The sequence below is a fragment of the Chromobacterium sphagni genome (assembly GCF_001855555.1).
GTDB lineage: Bacteria > Pseudomonadota > Gammaproteobacteria > Burkholderiales > Chromobacteriaceae > Chromobacterium > Chromobacterium sphagni.
The window spans coordinates 25,041-46,942 of the sequence record NZ_MKCT01000009.1 but is presented as its reverse complement, the minus strand read 5'-3'; the positions used below and the strand labels follow the sequence as shown (position 1 = coordinate 46,942).

20 protein-coding genes and 1 tRNA gene are annotated in these 21,902 nt (G+C 58.0%); 16 read left to right on the top strand and 5 right to left on the bottom strand.

The window, feature by feature from the left end:
- Positions 1–6: 6 nt before the first annotated feature.
- Genes rfbH through rfbF form a run of 3 tightly spaced genes read right to left on the bottom strand, consistent with a single transcriptional unit; the run spans position 7 to position 3,238 of the window.
- The gene (gene rfbH, locus BI344_RS06975; protein ID WP_071112258.1) at positions 7–1,323 is read right to left on the bottom strand and encodes a lipopolysaccharide biosynthesis protein RfbH; all 1,317 of its coding nucleotides are present in this window, start codon (positions 1,321–1,323) and stop codon (positions 7–9) included.
- Positions 1,324–1,382: 59 nt separating this feature from the next.
- Positions 1,383–2,468 carry a CDP-glucose 4,6-dehydratase gene (gene rfbG, locus BI344_RS06970; RefSeq protein ID WP_193430965.1) on the bottom strand — a complete coding sequence of 362 codons (1,086 nt, stop codon included), beginning with the start codon at positions 2,466–2,468 and terminating at the stop codon, positions 1,383–1,385.
- Positions 2,465–3,238, bottom strand: coding sequence for a glucose-1-phosphate cytidylyltransferase (gene rfbF / locus BI344_RS06965; protein ID WP_071112256.1), 774 nt, complete (start codon positions 3,236–3,238; stop codon positions 2,465–2,467). The genes rfbG and rfbF overlap by 4 nt, the downstream gene beginning before the upstream one ends.
- A 2,208-nt stretch (positions 3,239–5,446) precedes the next feature.
- On the opposite strand from rfbF, the gene BI344_RS06960 reads away from it, so the two are divergent.
- The 9 genes from BI344_RS06960 to BI344_RS06920 all read left to right on the top strand — a co-directional run bounded on the left by BI344_RS06960 (position 5,447) and on the right by BI344_RS06920 (position 13,586).
- A complete protein-coding gene (locus BI344_RS06960; RefSeq protein ID WP_071112255.1) occupies positions 5,447–6,553 on the top strand; it encodes an MraY family glycosyltransferase in 1,107 nt (368 codons plus the stop codon).
- Positions 6,554–6,705: 152 nt separating this feature from the next.
- Positions 6,706–6,993, top strand: coding sequence for a co-chaperone GroES (groES, locus tag BI344_RS06955; RefSeq protein ID WP_071112254.1), 288 nt, complete (start codon positions 6,706–6,708; stop codon positions 6,991–6,993).
- 49 nt (positions 6,994–7,042) lie between these two features.
- The gene (groL, locus tag BI344_RS06950) at positions 7,043–8,686 is read left to right on the top strand and encodes a chaperonin GroEL (RefSeq protein WP_071112253.1); all 1,644 of its coding nucleotides are present in this window, start codon (positions 7,043–7,045) and stop codon (positions 8,684–8,686) included.
- Positions 8,687–8,806: 120 nt separating this feature from the next.
- Complete coding sequence (locus BI344_RS06945; RefSeq protein ID WP_071112252.1) at positions 8,807–9,553, top strand: Nif3-like dinuclear metal center hexameric protein; 747 nt, start codon at positions 8,807–8,809, stop codon at positions 9,551–9,553.
- A 114-nt stretch (positions 9,554–9,667) separates the two neighbouring features.
- Entirely contained in the window at positions 9,668–10,252 is a 585-nt protein-coding gene (petA, locus tag BI344_RS06940; protein WP_071112251.1) for a ubiquinol-cytochrome c reductase iron-sulfur subunit, read from the top strand.
- A 14-nt stretch (positions 10,253–10,266) separates the two neighbouring features.
- The gene (locus tag BI344_RS06935; protein ID WP_071112250.1) at positions 10,267–11,610 is read left to right on the top strand and encodes a cytochrome b; all 1,344 of its coding nucleotides are present in this window, start codon (positions 10,267–10,269) and stop codon (positions 11,608–11,610) included.
- A 17-nt stretch (positions 11,611–11,627) separates the two neighbouring features.
- The gene (locus BI344_RS06930; protein WP_071112249.1) at positions 11,628–12,392 is read left to right on the top strand and encodes a cytochrome c1; all 765 of its coding nucleotides are present in this window, start codon (positions 11,628–11,630) and stop codon (positions 12,390–12,392) included.
- Positions 12,393–12,545: 153 nt separating this feature from the next.
- A complete protein-coding gene (locus BI344_RS06925) occupies positions 12,546–13,148 on the top strand; it encodes a glutathione S-transferase N-terminal domain-containing protein (RefSeq protein WP_043579283.1) in 603 nt (200 codons plus the stop codon).
- Positions 13,149–13,157: 9 nt separating this feature from the next.
- Positions 13,158–13,586: a ClpXP protease specificity-enhancing factor gene (locus BI344_RS06920; protein WP_071112248.1), complete on the top strand. Its 429-nt coding sequence runs from the start codon at positions 13,158–13,160 to the stop codon at positions 13,584–13,586.
- Between the two features lie 123 nt (positions 13,587–13,709).
- Here BI344_RS06920 and BI344_RS06915 read toward each other — a convergent pair whose 3' ends face one another.
- Both BI344_RS06915 and glnK read right to left on the bottom strand, forming a co-directional pair.
- Positions 13,710–15,020 (bottom strand): ammonium transporter, encoded by a 1,311-nt coding sequence (locus BI344_RS06915; protein ID WP_071112247.1) that lies wholly within the window; start codon positions 15,018–15,020, stop codon positions 13,710–13,712.
- 26 nt (positions 15,021–15,046) lie between these two features.
- On the bottom strand, positions 15,047–15,385 hold the full coding sequence (gene glnK / locus BI344_RS06910) for a P-II family nitrogen regulator (RefSeq protein ID WP_071112246.1): 339 nt from the start codon (positions 15,383–15,385) through the stop codon (positions 15,047–15,049).
- A gap of 336 nt (positions 15,386–15,721) precedes the next feature.
- On the opposite strand from glnK, the gene BI344_RS06905 reads away from it, so the two are divergent.
- From BI344_RS06905 to BI344_RS06875, 7 genes are all read left to right on the top strand, one after another.
- Entirely contained in the window at positions 15,722–16,009 is a 288-nt protein-coding gene (locus tag BI344_RS06905; protein ID WP_071112245.1) for an accessory factor UbiK family protein, read from the top strand.
- A gap of 6 nt (positions 16,010–16,015) precedes the next feature.
- Positions 16,016–17,518: a YifB family Mg chelatase-like AAA ATPase gene (locus BI344_RS06900; RefSeq protein ID WP_071112244.1), complete on the top strand. Its 1,503-nt coding sequence runs from the start codon at positions 16,016–16,018 to the stop codon at positions 17,516–17,518.
- A 63-nt stretch (positions 17,519–17,581) separates the two neighbouring features.
- Positions 17,582–18,331, top strand: coding sequence for an SPOR domain-containing protein (locus BI344_RS06895; RefSeq protein WP_071112243.1), 750 nt, complete (start codon positions 17,582–17,584; stop codon positions 18,329–18,331).
- Positions 18,332–18,359: 28 nt separating this feature from the next.
- Complete coding sequence (locus BI344_RS06890; RefSeq protein ID WP_071112242.1) at positions 18,360–18,971, top strand: thiol:disulfide interchange protein DsbA/DsbL; 612 nt, start codon at positions 18,360–18,362, stop codon at positions 18,969–18,971.
- Between the two features lie 122 nt (positions 18,972–19,093).
- Positions 19,094–19,170: transfer RNA gene (locus BI344_RS06885), tRNA-Met, on the top strand.
- A gap of 394 nt (positions 19,171–19,564) precedes the next feature.
- Positions 19,565–20,707 (top strand): cupin domain-containing protein, encoded by a 1,143-nt coding sequence (locus tag BI344_RS06880; RefSeq protein ID WP_071115819.1) that lies wholly within the window; start codon positions 19,565–19,567, stop codon positions 20,705–20,707.
- A complete protein-coding gene (locus tag BI344_RS06875) occupies positions 20,679–21,896 on the top strand; it encodes an aromatic ring-hydroxylating oxygenase subunit alpha (protein ID WP_206600338.1) in 1,218 nt (405 codons plus the stop codon). Before BI344_RS06880 ends, BI344_RS06875 begins: the two co-directional genes overlap by 29 nt.
- Positions 21,897–21,902 lie beyond the last annotated feature (6 nt).

Genomic DNA, 21,902 nt, shown 5'->3' with positions numbered 1-21,902 from the left:
TGCTCCTTAGAAATTCACTCCGATGATGGTTTCCAGCTTGTCGACTGCATAGTCGAGCATGTCGCGCGTCAGTCCCGGGTGCACGCCGATCCAGAAGGTATGGTTCATGATCAGGTCGGTATTGGCCAGCTCACCGTGCACACGATAGTTCTGGCCCTGCATATAGGGCTGGCGTGTCAGGTTGCCGGCGAACAGCAGGCGGGTGCCGATCTTGTATTCGTCCAGATACTTGAGCAGCTCTACCCGCTCGATGCCGCTATCCGGCCGGATGGTGATGGGGAAGCCGAACCAGGAGGGATTGGCGTGCTCGGTGGCTTTGGGAAGAATGATGAATTCCTCACAGGACCGCAGCCGCTCGCTGAGGTAGTCGAAATTGCTGCGCCGCGCGGCGATGAAGTGTTCCAGCTTGCCCAGCTGCGCCAGCGCGCAGGCGGCTTGCATATCGGTGATCTTCAGGTTGTAGCCCAAGTGGCTATAGGTGTATTTATGGTCGTAGCCGTGCGGCAGGCTGCCCAGCTGCCAGTTGAAGCGTTTGCCGCAGGTGTTGTCGCAGCCGGGGGCGCAGTAGCAGTCGCGACCCCAGTCGCGGAAGGATTCGATGATCTTTTTCAGTTGATCGTTGTTGGTGAAGACCGCGCCGCCTTCTCCCATGGTGATGTGGTGTGCGGGGTAGAAGCTGAGGGTGCCGATGTCGCCGAAGCTGCCGACCAGCTGGCCATCGTAGGTGGAGCCCAGCGCGTCGCAGCAATCCTCGATCAGCCAGAGATTGTGCCGGTTGCAGATGTCGCGCACTATCCGCAGGTTGTACGGGTTGCCAAGGGTATGGGCCAGCATGATGGCCTTTGTCTTGCTGGTGATCGCCGACTCGATCAGCTCGGCCTTGATGTTGTAGGTGGGGATGTCGACATCGACCAGCACCGGCACCGCGCCGAACTGGATGATGGGATTGACTGTGGTGGGGAAGCCGGCGGCCACGCCTATCACTTCGTCGCCCTTGCGGATGGCGCGTTCCCCCAGTTGCGGCGAGGTCAGCGCGGAGAAAGCCAGCAGATTGGCGGAGGAGCCGGAATTCGTGGTCAGCAGGTGCTTGACGCCGAGGAAGTCGGCCAACTGCTTCTCGAACTGCGTGTTGAAGCGGCCGGTGGTGAGCCAGCCGTCCAGAGACGCTTCAACCATGTGTTGCAGCTCGGCCGAGTCGATGACCTTGCCGGACGGCGGGATTACGGTCTGGCCGGGGACGAATGGCTTGGGGGCCAGCGCGATTTCCGCGTACTCGGCGACCAACTGGGCAATTTGTTGGCGAAGTTGTTGGGTTTTTTCCATATCTCATCCAAATTCGGTGAAGACGCGCGCCGTTGGCGCGGCGCGCGGAATATATCGTGTCATTCCGCGGTGGCGGTTTCCTGATAGGCATGGATCTGTTGCAGGCAGACCGAGCGCATGTCGGCGTCGGCCAGGTGTTGCCGATGCCAGTCGCAAATGCGCTGCAGGGTGTCCCGCAACGACCAGCGCGGCTGCCAGCCCAGGCCCTGCCTGGCTTTGGCGCAATCCAGCCGCAGGTAGTGCGCTTCGTGGGCGCTGTTGGCATCGCGCTGTACCTGGTAGCCGCTGCCTTGGCCCCATTGCCGAGTCAGTTGCGCGGCGATCCACTCCACCGGGCGGGCATCGCGCTCGTAAGGGCCGAAATTCCAGCCGCTAGCGAAATCTTGCCCTTGCTGGTGCAGCTTTTCCGCCAGCAGCAGGTAACCGGCCAGTGGTTCCAGCACATGTTGCCATGGCCGGATGGCTTCCGGATTGCGGATGACCAGCGCTTCGCCGGCGGCGATGGCGCGGATGAAGTCCGGAATCAGCCTGTCTTGCGCCCAGTCGCCGCCGCCGATGACATTACCGGCCCGGGCGGTGGCCAGCGCCACGCCATGTCGCGGATGGCTGGCCTGATTGAAGAACGAGTTGCGGTAAGCGTTTGCCACTAGCTCCGCGCAGCCCTTGCTGCTGCTGTATGGGTCGTAACCTCCCATCGCCTCGTTCTCGCGATATGCCCATGGCCATTCGCGGTTTTCATAGCACTTGTCGCTGGTGACGCATACCACGGCGCGCACTGATGACGTTGTCCGCACCGCCTCAAGCAGATTGACGGTGCCCATTACATTGGCGGCGTAGGTGCCCACCGGGTCGACGTAGGAGCGGCGCACCAGCGCTTGCGCCGCCAAGTGGAACACGATATCCGGCCGGGCGCGGTCCATTTCCGCGCGCAAACGGTCAAGGTCGCGGATGTCGGCGATGACCGAGGCCTGCATGGCTTCGGCCACCCCGGCGATGCTGAACAAATTGGGTTCGGTGGCGGGCTCCAGCGAGTAGCCGGTGATCTCGGCGCCGAGCGATTGCAGCCACAGGGTCAGCCAACTACCTTTGAAGCCGGTGTGCCCGGTAAGAAATACCCGTTTGTTTTTCCAGAAATTACTGTTCATTCCCATACTTTCCACGGAGCTTGGCCGGTTTTCCACAGATCTTCCAGATGCTGTTTGTCGCGCAGGGTGTCCATCGGCTGCCAGAAACCGTCATGGGCGAAGGAAGTCAACTGGCCATTTCGGGCCAGCGATTCCAACGGCTCCCGCTCCCACACGGTGGAGTCATCCTGGATCAGGTCGATGACCGACGGCGACAGCACGAAGAAGCCGCCGTTGATCATGCCGCCATCGCCTTTCGGCTTCTCCTGGAAGGTCGAGACCAGATTGTCCTTGATATCCAGCACTCCGAAACGGGCGGGGGGGTGGACCGCCGCCAGGGTGGCGCTGGCACCGTAGGTTTTATGAAAATCGATCAAGCGACCGATATGGATGTCCGCGACCCCATCGCCATAGGTGAAGCAGAACGCGTCCTCGTTTTGCAGATATTTCTTCACCCGCTTCAGCCGTCCGCCAGTCATCGTGTGCTCGCCGGTATCCACTAGAGTGACGCGCCATGGTTCAGCATAGCGTTGGTGCACCTCCATGAAGTTGTTCGACATGTCGAAGGTGACATCCGACATGTGCAGGAAGTAGTTGGCGAAATACTCCTTGATGACGTAGCCCTTGTAGCCGCAGCAAATGATGAAGTCATTTATTCCGTAGTGGGAATAGATTTTCATGATGTGCCATAGGATGGGTTTGCCGCCGATTTCCACCATTGGCTTGGGCCGGCCGGCGGTTTCTTCACTGATGCGGGTACCTAGTCCGCCTGCAAGAATAACGGCTTTCATTTCAATATTTCCTCCTCGGCAAATTTTGCAAGAGACGGATGGACTAAGGTTGGTTGAACCGTATGTTGATTAGTGCTTGCGTTTTTCATCTTGTCAATGCAACAGCCCGGAGCCTCGCAGTATGACTGGCTGAGGTGGTCCGCTCCAAATAGGGAATGAAGGCCAACGCGTGGTTGCTTGAGCGTTTGTGTCGGCAGCCTTGGGGTCGGGCAAGACAGGATGGGGTCGGATGTCAATTGTCAGTGGGCGGTAACAATTTGCATCGAAACCGAATGATAGCCCATGCATGATTTTTGGGCATGAGTAGAGAGTCTTCGAGCATCCTGTCGAAGAATGGGCGTGGCTGATCGGCATGGCTGAAAATCCCCCTGTGTCATATACAAGAATCCAAATCTTGGTTTTGTTGCCTCTTGGGGCAACAGATCGTCGGGACCTGCCCGTTATATTTGCGTCCAGTAGCTGTATCGTAACTGTCGCCGTCATGACCCGTCGATGAGACAGTCCCTGTCCGGTTTATCCTCCAAACATGGCGGTGGTGAACCTGCGGCATCGTGGGACGTAAGCACAGCTACCTAGTTAAATTTATAGCATCAACTATGCAATTTGCTTTGTAAATCTTGTTCTCGATGATTGGATAGTGCCTGTCTTTAAGACCTGAATGTGTAATAGCTTGATCGTGGTTGCTGCTAGAGGTTTCGTATCATGTTTCTGCAGAAGTAGGGTTTGGTTTATTCGGCAATGCTGATTAACAGCTGCTGCTATGTATTGTGTAAGGCTGCGCTAGTATGGTCTGCTTGTGAAAAAATCAAGGTTTCCTCTTGCACTAGCCAAGGTCCGGTGTTTTCAAATGGCTGACTATTTTTCAGTAGACTATGATTTGTTTGCCAGTGCAATTTTCCTGTGTCGAAACGATTTGTTGATAATCGTAGTGATTCCTAGTTTCGTGATTTCTAGTTTTCTATAGCAACACCTGCTGGAATTTTCCGTGCCGGCACCAGTTTTTCTGGTTTTTATTATTGCTTTGCGCCGATTTTTTAATGTGCAGGTTTGCGATGTGTCGATGAGTTGGCTTGTTTTTTATTTCGGTTTTCAGTCATCTTGCCTAGTCAGATGCTAAGCTTGATGATTGTCGATTGAGGAGTTTTTCAAAGCTCTGGCGTGCTGTGAATTAATTTGGATCACTAACTTTTTGCATATGTTTGAATGCCAGTTTGATATGGTTAATTTGCATGCTAAATCTTAATTGTAAGCCATCATGTATGATCAATGTGGCACGGCAAAAATCGCTGTATAAGCTGCTCGTTTTTTCAAATGCAATACATGTTTAGGTTGGCGTGAAGCGAATGAAATTAGCTGCCGCCAGACTGGTGCTATCTTGAAGATAGTTATTTCTTTTTTGCGGCGGCGTTGGGTTAAAACAAAACAGTTGCATGCTGCAAGAGTGACTGAATTGTTTTAATTTTATATTGAATTATCTTGGTGCGTAGCTGAATCTATTTTGGCTATTATCTAGCTCTATAGGGCCGAGTAATTATAGTCTGTTTTTCAGATAAGCCAATTTTGGCCATGTGGTTTCTCTCCGTGGAGTTGTGGAAATTACCGGTTGATAACTATTTTGGATGGATTTTTATGGTACATCATCAAGTAAGAATTTTATGTACAGGTCTTTGTCATTTTACTTTAGGTGCGTGCAATATTTTGTGAAGGCAGCGGTCGTTTCTACTGTGGTTTGGTCTGGATGTGGCATTGAATTTCTAGATTTTTTAAGTTTATGTGATTTTTTGATTGTTTTGTGTTGTTTTCTGGTGATTTTTTATTTCAAACTGGCATGGTGGGTCGATCGGTGAGGCTGATCTTCTTGTCAGTTTTCAACATGAAAGGACGATCGTTCATACGGTATGAGTAAGAAATCGTATTTAAGAAATTTTACTTGGACTATATTGAAAAACGTGCATCTGACATGCTGGTAAGTTGTGTTGTTGTGAATTTTTCATGCTTTGATGATTGTGTTTTCCACTCTGGTCTGGAGTTTGTGGTTTGAATGGTCCTGCGTGCATGGCTGTGATGCAGGCCATATGTATTGAGGTGGGAAGGGTAGCCATGCCGCACAAATCTGAGCTTGAACAGCTTTTGCGTTAGCGCTTGGGTAGTGGCCGCCTAGGTAGCTGCCTATCGTGGCTTTCTCAATCAAACCAGTTGGCGGGAATTATGCTGAAAATCCTGATAATTTCAACTTTTCTGTCACTGTTTGTTGCGATGTTCCTGATTCATTTCAGCCATCTGCATGAGCGTTTTACACTGGATCACGACCTTGGTGGCGTGCAGAAATTTCATGCACTTCCAGTGCCCAGAGTTGGAGGACTGCCGTTGGCGGCAGGATTACTGGCTGGTTGTGGTGTATTGGCCTGGTCGTTGGATGAAGGAAGGGCATTGCTATTTTTTTGGGTGGGAGTGCCAGCTTTCATTGCCGGTTTGGTTGAGGACATGACTAAGAAGGTGGGGCCGCTGCCTCGTCTATTCGCTACTTTTGCCGCTGCCGGTTTGGGCTATTTTGTTCTTGGGGCTGGCTTGCATCGGGTAGATATTCCTTTCATTGATAGTTTTTTGGTTAATGTCCCCTTGGTTTCCTTTTTATTCACGGTGATTGCCGTTGGGGGAGTGGCCCACGCGGTGAATATCATTGATGGATACAATGGACTGTCCGGTGTGGTGGCTGTTTTTATTTTCCTTGCCATGGCTTATGTGGCATTCAAAGTTCAGGACGTGATGTTGCTGGGCGTCTGCTTCGCGATGATCGGAGCGCTGTCTGGATTCTTGTTCTGGAATTTCCCGCGCGGGCTGATTTTTGCCGGCGATGGCGGCGCGTATCTGCTGGGCTTCATGATTGCGGAGGTCGCGGTGCTGTTGGTGGGCAGGCATCCGCAAGTTTCGCCATGGTTTCCTTTGCTTTGCGTGATTTATCCGGTGTTCGAAACGCTGTATTCGATCTATCGCAAGAAATTCCTGCGCGGGATATCGCCTGGCATGCCGGACGGCCTGCATCTGCATATGCTGGTCTACAAGCGCCTTGTCCGCTGGATGGTGGGTTCCAAGGACGCGGGGCATCTGACTTTACGCAACAGCCTGACTTCGCCCTATCTGTGGGCGCTGTCCTGCATCTCGGTGGTCCCCGCGATGCTGTTCTGGCGCCACACCTATGTGCTGATGGGCTTCTGCCTGTTGTTCACTGTAGCGTACGTTTCGCTGTACCGGATGATCATCCGCTTCCGTACGCCGCGCTGGCTGGTGCTGCGCCGCTCTACCTCCTCCCGCTGATCTTTTGTCAAGAGGGGTGCTGCCCCTCTTGAAAAGCCTCGGTGTCGTCCCTATTATTAGCACTCGCAAGCCACGAGTGCTAAACCTCTCGTGTGCAACCTGAATATTCTGGTTTTCAACTCTCAAACAGCTACTGCATTAGGAGAGATCTAATGGCAATCCGTCCCCTGCACGACCGTGTTGTTATCAAGCGCCTCGAGGCTGAAGAAAAGACCGCTTCCGGCATCGTTCTGCCGGGCAGCGCGGCTGAGAAGCCGGACATGGGCGAGGTTCTGGCCGTCGGCAACGGCAAGATCCTGGAGAATGGCGAACGCCGTTCGTTGGAGCTGAAGGTTGGCGACAAAGTGATTTTTGGCAAGTACTCCGGTCAGACCGTCAAGGTCGACGGCGATGAAGTCCTCGTGATGCGCGAGGAAGACGTAATGGGCATCGTCGAGTAATCCGACCCTTACCTGCACTTCACATTACAGAATTCTGGAGAGTTAAAGAATGGCTGCTAAAGACGTTAAATTTGGTGATTCCGCTCGTGCCAAGATGGTTGCCGGTGTCAATGTTCTGGCGGATGCCGTCAAAGTGACCCTGGGCCCGAAAGGCCGCAACGTGGTACTGGACCGCTCCTTCGGCGCGCCGACCATCACCAAGGACGGCGTGTCTGTTGCCAAGGAAATCGAACTGAAGGACAAGTTCGAGAACATGGGCGCGCAGATGGTGAAGGAAGTGGCTTCCAAGACTTCCGACGTGGCCGGCGACGGCACGACCACCGCTACTGTGCTGGCTCAGGCCATCGTGCAGGAAGGCATGAAGTATGTTGCCGCCGGCATGAATCCGATGGACCTGAAGCGCGGCATCGACAAGGCCGTGATTTCGCTGGTAGGCGAGATCGCCAAGATCGCCAAGCCGTGCGCGACTTCCAAGGAAATCGCCCAAGTAGGCTCCATTTCCGCCAACTCCGACGCCGACATCGGCGAAATCATCGCCAATGCGATGGAAAAGGTCGGCAAGGAAGGCGTGATCACCGTTGAAGACGGCAAGAGCCTGAACAACGAGCTGGACGTGGTAGAAGGCATGCAGTTCGACCGCGGCTACCTGTCCCCGTACTTCATCAACAATCAGGACAAGCAGATTGCCGCGCTGGACAATCCCTTCGTGCTGCTGTTCGACAAGAAGATTTCCAACATCCGCGACCTGCTGCCGGTACTGGAGCAAGTGGCCAAGTCGGGCCGCCCGCTGCTGATCATCGCCGAAGACGTCGAAGGCGAAGCGCTGGCTACCCTGGTGGTCAACACCATCCGCGGCATCCTGAAGGTGGTTGCGGTCAAGGCTCCGGGCTTTGGCGACCGTCGCAAGGCCATGCTGCAGGATATCGCCGTGCTGACTGGTGGTACCGTTATCGCTGAAGAGCTGGGCCTGACCCTGGAAAAAGCCACGCTGGAGATGCTGGGCCAAGCCAAGCGCATCGAAGTGGGCAAGGAAAACACCATCATCATCGATGGCGCCGGCGAAGCTGCCGTGATCCAGTCGCGCGTGGGTGAAATCCGCAAGCAGATCGAAGAAGCTTCTTCCGACTACGACCGTGAAAAACTGCAAGAGCGCGTGGCCAAGCTGGCCGGCGGTGTTGCCGTGATCAAGGTTGGCGCGGCTACCGAAGTGGAAATGAAAGAGAAGAAGGCCCGCGTTGAAGACGCGCTGCACGCGACCCGTGCCGCCGTTGAAGAAGGCGTGGTTGCCGGCGGCGGCGTAGCCCTGCTGCGTGCCCGTGCTTCGCTGGAAAACCTGAAGACCGACAACGTCGAGCAAGAAGCTGGCGTCAAGATCGTGCTGCGCGCCATCGAGGCTCCGCTGCGTCAGATCGTCAAGAACGCCGGCGACGAGCCGTCGGTTGTGGTCAACAAGGTGCTGGAAGGCAAGGGTAACTTCGGTTACAACGCTGCTACCGGCGAATACGGCGACATGCTGGAAATGGGCGTGCTGGACCCGGCCAAGGTGACCCGCTCCGCGCTGCAGCACGCGGCTTCGGTAGCCGGCCTGATGCTGACCACCGACTGCATGATCGCAGAGCTGCCGGAAGACAAGCCGGCTGCTGGCGGCATGCCGGACATGGGTGGCATGGGCGGCATGGGCGGCATGATGTAAGCCCAGCCTTCCAGGCTTGAATAGCAAACCCCGCTTCGGCGGGGTTTTTGTTTTTTCGGCTTGAATGTCGCATGCGTCTGGCAAAATAAGCTGAATAGCTGATATTGAAAGGAGAGAAAAATGTTGTTGAGCGAAATGCAGGGTTTGCTGGATGGCTGGCTGGAGCCGTGGCGCTACAAGGACTACGCGCCCAATGGCTTGCAGGTGGAGGGGCGGGCCGAGGTGGGCAAAGTGGTGACCGGCGTGACGGCGTCGCAGGCCTTGATCGATGCCGCGGCGGCGCGGGGTGCCGACGCCATCTTGGTGCACCACGGCTATTTCTGGAAAGGCGAGGACGCGCGCATTTGCGGCATGAAGAAGCAAAGAATCCGCACCCTGCTGCAGCATGACATCAGCCTGTTGGCCTACCATCTGCCGCTGGACGGGCATCTGGAACTGGGCAACAACGCCTGTCTGGGCCAGGCGCTGGGGCTGGCGGCGCAAGGGCAGGCGGGAGAGCAGGGCCTGCTGTGGCATGGCGACTGGACCGGCGCGGGCGATGCGCAGGCGTTTGCCGGCCACGTTTCCGCCAGGCTGGGGAGGGCGGCGCAGTTGCTGGGGCGGCCGTACAAGCCGGTGCGCAAGGTCGCCTGGTGCACCGGCGGCGCGCAGGGTTTCTTCGCCGATGCCGTCGCGCTCGGGGTGGATGCCTTCATTACCGGCGAGGCATCCGAACAGAATTACCACATGGCGATGGAGAGCGATGTCGCATTTATCGCAGCGGGACATCATGCCACGGAACGCTTTGGGATCAAGGCGCTGGGCGAGCGTTTGATGCAGGTCTCTGGCATAAACGTCGAATTTATTGACGTCTTCAATCCTGTTTAAGCATCTTGCTGGCGTCAAGGTCAATTTATTTGCATAGAAGCTTCAAGTCCCTACTAGTAATCGGGTAAAATCTGGCGGTTTAGGGCTCGATTTCCACGATTGAGGATGACTGTAATGAGTGAACAGCAAGTCGATACGGGGCGCCGTCGGTTTTTGACGATCGCTTCCAGCGCTGTTGGGGGTGTTGCGGTGGTCGGCGCGGCTACGCCATTTTTCCTGAGTTTCTTCCCGTCCGAGCGGGCCAAAGCCGCCGGCGCGCCGGTCGAAGTCGACATAGGCAAGATCGAGGCGGGGCAGAAGATCAATGTCGAATGGCGCGGCAAGCCGGTGTGGATTCTCAACCGCACGCCGGAGCAGTTGAAAAACCTGCCGAAGAACGACCCCAAGCTGGTCGACCCGCAGTCGGAAGTGGACCAGCAACCGAAGTACTGCCAGAACGAGCACCGCTCGATCAAACCCGAATATCTGGTGGCTGTAGGCATCTGCACCCATCTTGGCTGTTCGCCAACCTTCCGGCCCGATCTCGCGCCCGCGGATCTGGGGCCGGAGTGGCTGGGCGGCTTCTACTGCCCCTGTCATGGTTCCAAGTTCGACCTCGCCGCCCGGGTATTCAAGGGAGTGCCGGCTCCGAAGAACCTGGAAATTCCCCCGCACAAATATATGTCCGACACCCGCCTGCTGATTGGCGACGACAAATAAGCTGAGGGCGAAAAATGAACAAAGCACAAAAGCTGCTCAACTGGGTGGACGAGCGTTTTCCGCTGACAGCCCTGTGGGAAAGCCAATGGGGCAAGTATGTCGCCCCCAAGAATTTCAATTTCTGGTACTTCTTCGGTTCGCTGGCGATGCTGGTGCTGGTGCTGCAGATCGTCACCGGAATCTTCCTCACCATGAACTACAAGCCGGACGCCACGCTGAACGGCGCCGGCATCCCGGTGGCCTTCGCCTCGGTCGAATACATCATGCGCGACGTGGCCGGCGGCTGGATCATTCGCTACATGCACTCCACCGGCGCCTCGATGTTCTTCGTGGTGGTGTATCTGCACATGTTCCGCGGCCTGATCTACGGCTCTTACAAGCAGCCGCGCGAGTTGGTGTGGGTGTTCGGCACGCTGATCTTCCTGTGCCTGATGGCAGAGGCCTTCATGGGCTACCTGCTGCCCTGGGGACAGATGTCGTTCTGGGGCGCGCAGGTGATCGTCAACCTGTTCGGCTCCATCCCGGTGATCGGACCGGATTTGTCGCTATGGATTCGCGGCGACTTCGTGGTGTCGGACGCCACGTTGAACCGCTTCTTCGCGCTGCATGTGATTGCGGTGCCGCTGGTGCTGTTGGCGCTGGTGGTCGCCCACCTGATGGCGCTGCACGAAGTGGGCTCCAACAATCCTGACGGCGTCGAGATCAAGCAGCAGCCGAAGGACCCGGACACCGGCTTGTATCTGGACGGCATCTACTCCCATCCGTACTACTCGATCAAGGACATTCTGGGTGTGGTGGTGTTCATGATCGTGTTCTCCGCCATCGTGTTCTTCCTGCCGGAAATGGGCGGCTACTTCCTGGAGCACCCCAACTTCGACCAGGCGGATCCGCTGAAGACGCCGCCGCACATCGCGCCGGTATGGTACTTCACGCCGTTCTACGCCATCCTGCGCGCCATTCCGTCGTTTGCCGGCACCCAGGTGTGGGGCGTGCTGGCGATGGGCGCGGCGGTGGTGCTGATCGCCTTCCTGCCGTGGCTGGACCGTTCGCCGATCAAGTCCATCCGCTACCGCGGCCCCAAGTTCAAGGTGGCGTTGGTGCTATTCATCGTCGCCTTCATCGGTCTGGGCATTCTCGGCGCGATGCCGCCGACCGCTGTGCGCACGATGATTTCGCAGATATTGTCGGCGGTCTATTTCGCCTTTTTCCTGGGCATGCCGTTCTACACCAAGAACGATATCGGCAGCATTCCGGTGCCGGACCGCGTCACCGACACCAATGCCAAGCGGCAGATCCAGTTCGTGGTGCTGGTGTTGTTGACCGTGTTCCTGGCGGCGCTGTTCGCCATGAACGTGTAAGCAAGGGGAAAGGACTCATGAAAAACAAAATCCGTCACCTGATCGCGGCCCTGGCGCTGATGCTGCCCTTTGCGGCCCCCGCGCTGGCCAACGAGGGCGGCCCCGCGCTGGATAAGGCCGACATCAATATCCAGGACACCGAAAGCCTGCAGCGCGGCGCGCAGATCTTCGTCAACTACTGCCTGTCCTGCCATTCGGCCAGCATGTTGCGCTACAACCGGCTGGAGGACATCGGCCTCACGGAAGAGCAGATCAAGGCCAACCTGCTGCCGGAAGGCGCCAAGATCGGCGACCAGATGAACATCTCAATGGACAAGAAGGACGCCAAGGCCTGGTTCGGCGCCACCCCGCCCGATCTGTCGCTGATCGCCCGCTCGCGCGGCGCCGACTATCTGTACAGCTATCTGCGCGGCTTCTATCGCGATCCTACCCGCCCCACCGGCTGGAACAATCTGGTGTTCGACAAGGTAGGCATGCCGCACATCTTCTGGGAATGGCAGGGCGAGCAGCAGTTGAAGACCGAGAAGGACGCGGAAGGCAACGAGGTGCACAAGCTGCAGCTGGTCAAGGCCGGCACGCTGACCAAGCTGGAGAACGGCAAGGCCAATACCGTGGAGTACGACAGGCGGATGACCGATCTGACCAACTTCCTGGTGTTCATGGGCGAGCCGGCGCAGGTGCAGCGCCAGCAGATCGGCTATGTGGTGCTGATGTTCCTGGGCCTGCTGCTGTTCCCGCTGGTCTACCTGTTGAAGAAGGAGTACTGGCGCGACGTGCATTGAGCCGGTTGCGATCGAATGAGAAAGGCGGAAGCGATTCCGCCTTTTTTTCTTTTATAATCATGATGTTGTATTGAAATGCTGGCAAATGGGGGCGGGAAGGTGCTAGAATGCGCTGCTACATCAATTCAATGTTAGTCAAGGATTATTTCCGCCATGATGACCCTCTACTCCGGAATCACCTGCCCGTTCAGTCAGCGCTGCCGTATCGTGCTCTTCGAGAAGGGCATGGATTTCGAAATCATCGATGTGGATATCCATAACAAGCCGGAAGATCTGGCTGTGATGAACCCGTACAACGAAGTGCCGGTTCTGGTGGAGCGCGATCTGATCCTGCACGAATCCAACATCATCAACGAATACATCGACGAGCGCTTCCCCCACCCGCAGCTGATGCCGGCCGATCCGGTGATGCGCGCTCGCGCCCGCCTGTTCCTGCATCGTTTCGAGAACGAGCTGTTCATTTACGTGAAGACGCTGGAAGCCGGCGCTACCGGCAAGGAAGCCACCAAGGCGCGCGAAGCGATCCGCGACGGCCTGACCACCATCGCCCCCATCTTCTCCAAGCAGAAATTCATGCTGGGCGACGACTTCTCGATGATAGACGTGGCCATCGCCCCGCTGATGTGGCGCCTGGAGCACTACAACATCGATCTGGGCAAGAGCGCTGCGCCTATCCTGAAATACGCCGAACGCATTTTCCAGCGCCAGTCCTTCATCGACTCGCTGACTCCGTCCGAAAAGGCCATGCGCAAGTAAGGTGACGCGATGAGCTCCAGCACCAAGCCGTACATGATCCGCGCGCTGCACCAGTGGTGCGGCGACAACGGCTATACCCCCTACGTCGTGGTGTGGGTCAATGACCGTACCGATGTGCCGCTCGAGTACGTAAAGAACAACGAGATCGTGCTGAATATCGCCGACGGCGCCACCAAGAACCTGCGCATCGACAACGACTGGCTGTCGTTCTCGGCCCGCTTCGGCGGCGTGTCGCGCGACATCTGGGTGCCGATCGGCAATGTGATGTCGATTTTCGCCAGGGAAACCGGTGAAGGAATGGGTTTCGATGTCGAGCCGGTCGCCGAGGTCGAGTCCGGCTCCAAGCCGGCGGAGGCCGACGGCCAGCCGGCTCCGGAAGGCGACGATCCGGGGCCGAACCGCCCCAGCGGCCGCCCCAGCCTGCGCATCGTCAAGTAAGCCTGCATCCGTCACCAGTCAAACCGGCCGCCGCGCCGGTTTTTTCTTGTGCGATCCGCAAAAAAAACGGGGCACAAGTGCCCCGCAAGTCCCTTACACAACAATCGTTGCTCTGCCGGCGGCTTATTCCACCCGCTCGCCGTGCAGCACCACGTCCAGTCCTTCGCGTTCTTCGTCTTCCGCCACGCGCAGGCCGACCGCCAGATTCACCAGTTTCAGCAGGATGAAGGTGACGACGCCGCAGTAGACGATGGTGACGCCGACGCCCAATGCCTGGGTGGCCAGGCTGCCGTCGGCGCCGCCGATGTCCTTCACTGCGAACACGCCGGTCAGCAACGCGCCCAGGATGCCGCCGACGCCGTGCACTCCGAAGGCGTCCAGCGAGTCGTCATAGCCCAGCATGTGTTTCAGGCCGGTGGCGCCCCAGAAGCACACCACGCCGGCGGCCAGGCCGATGATCAGAGCGCCCTTGACGTCGACGAAGCCCGCGGCCGGCGTGATGGCCACCAGGCCGGCTACCGCGCCGGAAGCGATGCCCAATACCGAAGGCTTCTTCTTGGTGATCCATTCGGCGAACATCCAGGCCAGCGCAGCCATCGCGGTGGCGACCTGGGTGGTGACCATCGCCATGCCGGCGCGACCGTCGGCGGCGCCGGCGGAACCGGCGTTGAAGCCGAACCAGCCCACCCACAGCATGGAGGCGCCGACCAGGGTCAGGATCAGGTTATGCGGAGGCATCGCTTCCTTGCCGAAACCCACGCGTTTGCCCAGCACCAGCGCGGTCACCAGGCCGGCCACGCCGGCATTGATGTGAACCACGGTGCCGCCGGCGAAGTCCAGCACGCCCTTGTCGCCCATCCAGCCGCCGGGCGCCCAAACCCAGTGCGCCACCGGCACGTAGACCAGCAGCGACCACAGCGCCATGAAGATCAGCATCGCCGAGAACTTCATCCGCTCGGCGAAGGCGCCGGTGATCAGCGCCGGCGTGATGATGGCGAAGGTCATCTGGAAGGTCATGAACACCGATTCCGGGATGGTGCCCGCCAGCGGGTGCACCGCCAGCTTGCCGGCATCCTTCATGAATACCATGCCGTCCAGCATGAAGCGGGAGAGGTCGCCGATATAGGGCGTGCCGACGGTAAAGGCCAGGCTGTAGCCGATCACGGTCCACAGGATGGTGACCAGGGCGGTGATTGCGAAGCTTTGCATCAGCGTGGCCAGCACATTCTTCTTGCGCACCATGCCGCCGTAGAAAAGCGCCAGGCCGGGAATGGTCATGAACAGCACCAGGGCGGTGGAGGTCAGCATCCAGGCGGTATCGCCGGAGTTGATCACCTTGACCGCGGCCACCGCTGGGCCGGCCGGCGCATCGGCCAGAGCGGGCAGCGACAGGGCGGCAAGGCCGGAAGTCATTGCAGCGAGTGTCTTTTTCATTATGGTTTCCCCAGTTTGCAGACGGTTCAGACCGCGTCGGCGCCGGTTTCCCCGGTGCGGATGCGGATCACCTGTTCCAGCTCATAGACGAAGATCTTGCCATCGCCGATCTTGCCGGTGCGGGCGGACTTCTCGATGGCTTCCACCACCTGATCGAGCAGGGCGTCGTCGATGGCGATTTCCAGCTTCACCTTGGGCAGGAAGTCCACGACGTACTCCGCGCCGCGATAGAGTTCGGTATGGCCTTTCTGGCGGCCAAAGCCCTTTACCTCGGATACGGTGATGCCTTGCACGCCGATGGCGGACAGGGCTTCTCGGACTTCGTCAAGCTTGAATGGCTTGATCACGGCGGTAACGAGTTTCATGGCGGTTCCTTCTCGGACGATCAAGTGAGGGACAACATTGGCTGCATCACGGATACGCATGAATCGTGCCAGGGCCTGGCGGGCGTTCTCTGAATTGTGGTGCACTGCAAAATGGACTGCTCTGGCCATTCAGGCACTTTCCTTGTGCGCATTGCCTGTTTAATCTGCACTGTTTTGGTGCGATGCTGCGCTGCGCCATGCCGGAGGGGTGCGGTGGCGATGTCCGGCAGACAAGTGGTATGGGACGAGGATGCCCATGGGGACAGGAAAGCGCGAGCCGCGCGCGGCTTTTTGCTACACTCGCTTTAAGTTACGACACACGCAGGAGTGATCACCATGTTGAGCCAGAAACTGTTTGAAGAAATCAGCGCCAAGATCAGCGAAACCATCGCCGCCAGCCCGGCCAAGGATCTGGAAAAGAACGTGAAGGCCATGATGGCTTCCACCTTTTCCAGGATGGATTTGGTGACGCGCGAAGAATTCGATGTCCAGCAGGCGGTGCTGGCCCGCACCCGCGAACAACTGGCCGCGCTGGAGGCCCGCTTGGCCAGGGTGGAAGCGGCGGCCTTCCCCAACGAGGCCGCGGCCCGCGTGGAGGAGCAGTCGGAACTCGGCCACTCCTGAGCCGTCATGACGCTGGCGCTGGTGGCGAGCAGGGCCCTGTCCGGGCTGGATGCCCCGGAGGTTGCCGTCGAGGTGCACCTCGCCAATGGGCTGCCGGCCTTCAATATCGTTGGTCTGCCCGATACCGAGGTGAAGGAAAGCCGCGACCGCGTGCGCGCGGCCATCCTGACTTCCGGCTTTGAATTCCCCGCCCGCAAGATCACCGTCAATCTTGCGCCGGCGGATCTGCCCAAGGATTCCGGCCGCTTCGACCTGCCCATCGCCATCGGCATCCTGCTGGCTTCGGGCCAGGTGCAGAACCCGGACATTTCCCGTTACGAGTTTGCCGGCGAGCTGGCGTTGAGCGGCGCCTTGAGGCCGGTGCGCGGCGCGTTGGCGATGGCTTGCCAGTGCCATGCAGCGGGGCGCGCCTTCATCCTGCCGGCGGCCAGCGCGGTCGAGGCGGCGGTGCTGGCGGACGCCAGCATCTACGCCGTGCAGTCCTTGCTTGAGGCCTGCGCCTTTCTCAACGGCCTGCAGCCCTTGCAGCCCTTCGTCGCGGATGGCGGGCGCGATTGGCCGAACTATCCCGATCTTCAGGATGTCAAAGGCCAGACGGTTGCCCGCGGTGCGCTGGAAATTGCGGCGGCGGGGGGCCACAGCCTGCTATTGATGGGGCCTCCCGGCACCGGCAAGTCGATGTTGGCCGCGCGGCTGCCCGGCCTGCTGCCGCCCTTGTCGGAGCAGGAGGCGCTGGAGTCCGCTGCGCTGCTGTCGTTGGGGTCGCAGGGTTTTCTCGCGGCCAGGTGGCGGGTGCGGCCGTTCCGGGCCCCGCACCACACCGCGTCGGCGGTGGCGCTGGTGGGCGGCGGCAGCGACCCCAGGCCCGGTGAGATCAGCCTGGCGCATCATGGCGTGCTGTTTCTCGACGAGCTGCCGGAATTTGACCGCCGGGTGCTGGAGGTGTTGCGCGAACCGATGGAGAGCGGCGTGATCCATATCTCGCGCGCGGCGCGCCAGGCCAGTTTCCCGGCCCGGTTCCAGCTGGTGGCGGCGATGAATCCCTGCCCCTGCGGTTACCATGGCCATCCTTCGGGCCGTTGCCAGTGCACGCCCGAGCAGGTGGGGCGATATCGGGGTAAAATCTCCGGTCCCTTGCTGGACCGGATAGATCTGCATGTCGAGGTGCCGGCATTGAGCGCGGCGGAACTGCAGTCGGCGAGTCCGGGCGAAAACAGCGAGCGGGTGCGGGCCAGGGTGCATGCGGCCAGACAATGTCAGCTGGAGCGCCAGGGCGGCTTGAACTCGGCTTTGCAGGGGCTGCCGCTGGAACAGCATTGCCAGGCCGATGCGGACGCTCTGGCCGTGCTGGGCAAGGCCTTGCAGCAGCTTGGCTTGTCGGCGCGCGCGTATCATCGGATACTGCGGGTTTCGCGCACCATCGCCGATTTGCAGGGCGAGGCGAAGATAGGCCGTAACCATGTATTGCAGGCGATTCAGCTCCGGCGCGTGATGCAGGGCAATGCCTGATAGAATTCTCAATCCAACCCGGATGGCATGCTTGCCGTCCGTTTGACATAGCGGTAGTGGTGAATGGCTAATCGAGATCTGAAAAACTCCCCCCGTCCCTCGCGTGGACGCAGCAATTCGTCTTCGTCGCGCAGCGGCGGCGGCGGCATGATGGCGGGCATCATCATCGGCCTGATCGTTGGTGTGGCGGTGGCGGTGGGATTGGCAATGTATCTCAATCGTTCGCCGGCGCCGTTCCAGGCCAAGGGCGAACACAAGCCGGACGCCGCCTCGCAGGCGCCGACCGAACTTTTGGCGCCGGGAACCCGCATTTCCGATGCCGCTTCCGCCACTGCGCCGACCACGCCGCCGGCTGCGCAGCAACAGCCGCCGCAGGCGACGCTGGACTCCACCGACACCGTGCCTCTGCCGCCGCCGGCGGTTGCGCATGAGGCCAAGCCGAAGCCGGCCGCGCAAGCCAAAAGCGCAAAAGACGACCAGCGCTTCGATTTCTACAAGATTCTGCCTGGCCAGGTGGACGCGGTGACGTCCGATGCCAAAGGCAACCGCGCTGCGGAACCTTCCCCCTCGACGCCTGCCAAAAAAGTTTATCTGCAGTTGGGCGCATTCCAGAACCAGGACGATGCGGACAACCTGAAAGCCAAACTGGCGTTGTTGGGAGTGGAGGCCAAGATCCAGTCCGTCAATGTGCCGGACAAGGGCATGGTGCACCGGGTGCGAGTGGGGCCGCTCGTCCGCCAGGATGAGGTGGACCGCATCCGTGCTCAGTTGAAACAGGACGGCATCAACGCCAATGTGGTGAAGGCCGAATAGTCGCTATCTCAAAATACGGGAAAACAAGATGAAGAAATGGTTGCTGATGGTGTTGCTGGCGGTGAGCGGCATGGCGAATGCCGCCATCGAACTGGGCAAGGATTACACGCTGTTGAGCACGCCGCAGCCGGTGGCCAATCCCAAGAAGGTGGAAGTGATCGAGTTCTTTTCCTACCATTGCATCCACTGCTATGACGATGATCCGGCTTTCCAGTCCTGGGCCAGCAAGTTGCCGGCTGATGTGAGCTTCCGCAAGGAACAGATCGTCTGGCAAAAGTCGATGGAAGGCTTCGCGCGGATGTTCGCCACTTTCAACGCCACCGGCACTTTCGACAAACTGCATCGCGCGGCCTTCGACGCCCAGATCAAGCAAAGAGTCGATCTGTCCGATTCCAAGCAGTTCGCCAGCTGGATCAAGCAGCAGAAGGGCGTGGACAGCGGCAAGTTGCTGCAAACCTACAATTCCTTCGGCATCAACGCGCAGGTGGCCCGCGCGACCAAGATCACCCGCGATTACCAGATACAGGGCACCCCCACTGTCATCGTCAACGGCAAGTATGTGGTGGTGACCAGCACGCCGGATCGCATGATCCAGGTGATGAACGAGTTGATCGCCAAGGCCCGCAGCGAGAAGAAGTAAGCGGGCTTTGCAGGGAAGGGGGCGGCGCCGGCCGCCTTTTTTATTGCTGGCGATAATTTGCAGATATTTTTAAAAAACAATTGACGTATTTGAAAAATCTATTTAATATTCAATCTCTCTGACGCGGGGTGGAGCAGTCTGGTAGCTCGTCGGGCTCATAACCCGAAGGTCGTAGGTTCGAATCCTGCCCCCGCAACCAAATATTAAGCAAAAGGCCAACTTCTTAGAAGTTGGCCTTTTGCTTTTCCAGATTTTGTGGCGGCGGTTAAGCGAGTTATCTCCTTGTCGGTCGCTGCCGATTCCTGAGCTCGGGCTACTTGTTCCCCAGGCCGCGCTACCACTCCTCATCGCTGGCTCATAGGCTTCTTGTCCACAAGCAGAACGTCTTGCTGGGTCAATTTTTCACGGCAATGCGCAGCCTGCATCTTGGCACATTGATGATCGCATCAATCATTTAATGACATAAAACAATAATTTAATATTTTTAATGACAATAAAATGTTGAATGTAATTTTTTATTGTGATAATGTATGTCAATTGAATTTTTAATGTGATGGACCGCCTCCATTGGCGGCAGTCAGTCAGGAGAAATCATGTTGCAAGAAATGTCTGATGTGACGTTGGTGCGTCGTGACGATATTCCGTCTATGCGCACGGTGGTGGTGGATGGCATCGAGCATTGGCTGGGACACGTCAAGGACTTCACCAAGAACGCCTCATTGACGCAGTTTCTCCCGAAGGACAATCGCATCTCCATGGCTTGGGTAAGGCTGGAGGCTGGCGAGCGTCTGGATGAGCATATTCATCCGGTAGAGTCGATGATTCTCATGTGCGAAGGCGGAGCTCGCACTTTGGGCGATGTGCGAGAAACGATGAATGCCGGCGATATCCTGCTCGTTCCGCCGGGCAAGCTGCATGGCTTCATCGGCATGCCGCCCAATGGTTTTTGGGGGTTGTCCATCCAGTTCGATTCGCGCGGATTGTATGAGGACATCACCGACCCCTGGGCGACATTCACGTCCGAGTTGGATCAGCGCCATGGCAATGACAATGTGGTTGAGAAGTTGCTGCGCAAGAACGAAGAATATATGGAGCGCTTTGATAAGCACCGTTTGTTTGCCATGGTGCGCAATGGCCTGCTGGATGATGAGGGCATAAGGCGGCGCTTCCTGGACTGTTTCCAGGTATGGTCGAACTATTTTCAGAAAATGGTGCTGACACGCGCCATCACGTCGAAGCAAAAGGGTTTTGAGGAGCTGGCGTGGTTGCATCTCTATGAGGAACTGGGACACAACCAGGATTTGGCGAAGAGCCGCGACGATTTGCAAACTATATTCGATCCGTTGCTGGAGGCCACCTGTTCTTGGTTTGCGTCCAAGATGGAACATATCGGCGAAGCGGAAAAAGTAGTGCTCAGCCATGTCGTCGTCGAGGCGTCCGCCACTTTCTTCTACAAGCATGTGCAGCCAGCATTGGCCCAGAGCGAGGTGAAGGGGCATTTTGACGTTCATTCGGTGGTGGATGATGGCCATGTCGAAATGGGATATGCCTTTTTAAGGAAGCTGTCTATCGACGACGGATCCGCGTTGTTTGAAGTCCAGCACCAAGGCTGGGCCATGCTGATGGCAGTTATGGCGCGTATCGCGGATTTGACCGTGCATAATGCCGGCGGAGCCGCCGCGACCAACGCAGAACAGGATAGCCGCCATGCCATCGCTGATGCAGTGGCCATCTGAGGGCGCGCGCCGCGTGCCTGCGGCCGTCTATACCGATCAGGCGCTTTATGAGCGTGAGCAGGAGCGCATCTTCCGCGGGCGAACTTGGAATTATGTGGGTTTGGCCGCGGAAGTGGCTCAACCCGGTGATTTCATCCAAAGCCATGTTGGCAGCACGTCGGTGGTGCTGGTGCGCGACCGCGAAGGTGCTTTGCGCGTGTTCGTCAATCGCTGCACGCATCGCAATGCTCAGGTCTGTCATGAACCGCGTGGCCATGCCAAGGTGTTTACCTGTCCTTACCATCAATGGTCGTTCAGCTTGGATGGGCGGCTGGTCGGCATTCCGTTCCGGCGCGGCATCAATGGCAAAGGCGGCATGTCCGCTTGTTTCAAGGCCGATGAGCATGGGCTCGAGCAACTGAAGGTGGCGGAGCGCAATGGGGTGGTATTCGCCAGTTTTTCCGAGGATGTGGAGCCGCTGGAGGAGTACCTGGGGCCGACCATCCTAGCTTATCTCGATCGTGTCTGTGATGGCAGGCCATTGCGAGTGATTGGCACCATGCGACACCGCGTGGAGGCAAACTGGAAGCTGCAGATCGAAAACCTGAAAGACCCGTTTCATGCGGCCTTGCTGCATTCGTTTTTCGTCACCTTCGGCATTTGGCGTTCCGATCAGGAAACGGCAGTCAAAATCGATGAGCTTGGCCGCAGCAGCGTGCTGGTGTCTACCGCCAGTTTCAAGCGCGCCACCCAGGAGGCCGTAGAGCAGCGTCCGTCCGCCGGCGGCGATTTTCAGCTGGAGGATGCCCGTATCATCGCGCATCAGCGCGAATACGAGGATGGCACCGGTGCCATCCTCACCATCTGGCCCAATTTGATCGTTTTGCAACAATTGAATTGTCTGGCCATGCGCCATGTGCGTCCCGATGGACCGAACGCCTGCGTTAAAACCTGGACATTTTTCGGCTATGAGTCGGATACGCCCGAGTTGCTGGAGAAGCGGCTGTTGCAGGCCAATATGCTGGGGCCGTCGGGGTTGGTCACGATAGATGACAACGAGGTGTTGGCCATTTCGCAAGCCGGCGCCCGCAGCGCACCCGATTCGGCGGCGGTGCTGGAGGCCGGGGAGGGAACGAGAAGCGCGGACCACATGCTGACTGAATCCGCGATTCGTGCCTTCTATCAATATTATCAAAAAATCATGGAATGACAGGTG

Excerpts from the sequence above, each read along its gene's own strand:
- rfbH (WP_071112258.1), bottom strand. The coding sequence starts at position 1,323 with ATGGAAAAAACCCAACAACTTCGCCAACAAATTGCCCAGTTGGTCGCC.
- rfbG (WP_193430965.1), bottom strand. The coding sequence starts at position 2,468 with ATGAACAGTAATTTCTGGAAAAACAAACGGGTATTTCTTACCGGGCAC.
- rfbF (WP_071112256.1), bottom strand. The coding sequence starts at position 3,238 with ATGAAAGCCGTTATTCTTGCAGGCGGACTAGGTACCCGCATCAGTGAA.
- BI344_RS06960 (WP_071112255.1), top strand. The coding sequence starts at position 5,447 with ATGCTGAAAATCCTGATAATTTCAACTTTTCTGTCACTGTTTGTTGCG.
- groES (WP_071112254.1), top strand. The coding sequence starts at position 6,706 with ATGGCAATCCGTCCCCTGCACGACCGTGTTGTTATCAAGCGCCTCGAG.
- groL (WP_071112253.1), top strand. The coding sequence starts at position 7,043 with ATGGCTGCTAAAGACGTTAAATTTGGTGATTCCGCTCGTGCCAAGATG.
- BI344_RS06945 (WP_071112252.1), top strand. The coding sequence starts at position 8,807 with ATGTTGTTGAGCGAAATGCAGGGTTTGCTGGATGGCTGGCTGGAGCCG.
- petA (WP_071112251.1), top strand. The coding sequence starts at position 9,668 with ATGAGTGAACAGCAAGTCGATACGGGGCGCCGTCGGTTTTTGACGATC.
- BI344_RS06935 (WP_071112250.1), top strand. The coding sequence starts at position 10,267 with ATGAACAAAGCACAAAAGCTGCTCAACTGGGTGGACGAGCGTTTTCCG.
- BI344_RS06930 (WP_071112249.1), top strand. The coding sequence starts at position 11,628 with ATGAAAAACAAAATCCGTCACCTGATCGCGGCCCTGGCGCTGATGCTG.
- BI344_RS06925 (WP_043579283.1), top strand. The coding sequence starts at position 12,546 with ATGATGACCCTCTACTCCGGAATCACCTGCCCGTTCAGTCAGCGCTGC.
- BI344_RS06920 (WP_071112248.1), top strand. The coding sequence starts at position 13,158 with ATGAGCTCCAGCACCAAGCCGTACATGATCCGCGCGCTGCACCAGTGG.
- BI344_RS06915 (WP_071112247.1), bottom strand. The coding sequence starts at position 15,020 with ATGAAAAAGACACTCGCTGCAATGACTTCCGGCCTTGCCGCCCTGTCG.
- glnK (WP_071112246.1), bottom strand. The coding sequence starts at position 15,385 with ATGAAACTCGTTACCGCCGTGATCAAGCCATTCAAGCTTGACGAAGTC.
- BI344_RS06905 (WP_071112245.1), top strand. The coding sequence starts at position 15,722 with ATGTTGAGCCAGAAACTGTTTGAAGAAATCAGCGCCAAGATCAGCGAA.
- BI344_RS06900 (WP_071112244.1), top strand. The coding sequence starts at position 16,016 with ATGACGCTGGCGCTGGTGGCGAGCAGGGCCCTGTCCGGGCTGGATGCC.
- BI344_RS06895 (WP_071112243.1), top strand. The coding sequence starts at position 17,582 with ATGGCTAATCGAGATCTGAAAAACTCCCCCCGTCCCTCGCGTGGACGC.
- BI344_RS06890 (WP_071112242.1), top strand. The coding sequence starts at position 18,360 with ATGAAGAAATGGTTGCTGATGGTGTTGCTGGCGGTGAGCGGCATGGCG.
- BI344_RS06880 (WP_071115819.1), top strand. The coding sequence starts at position 19,565 with ATGTTGCAAGAAATGTCTGATGTGACGTTGGTGCGTCGTGACGATATT.
- BI344_RS06875 (WP_206600338.1), top strand. The coding sequence starts at position 20,679 with ATGCCATCGCTGATGCAGTGGCCATCTGAGGGCGCGCGCCGCGTGCCT.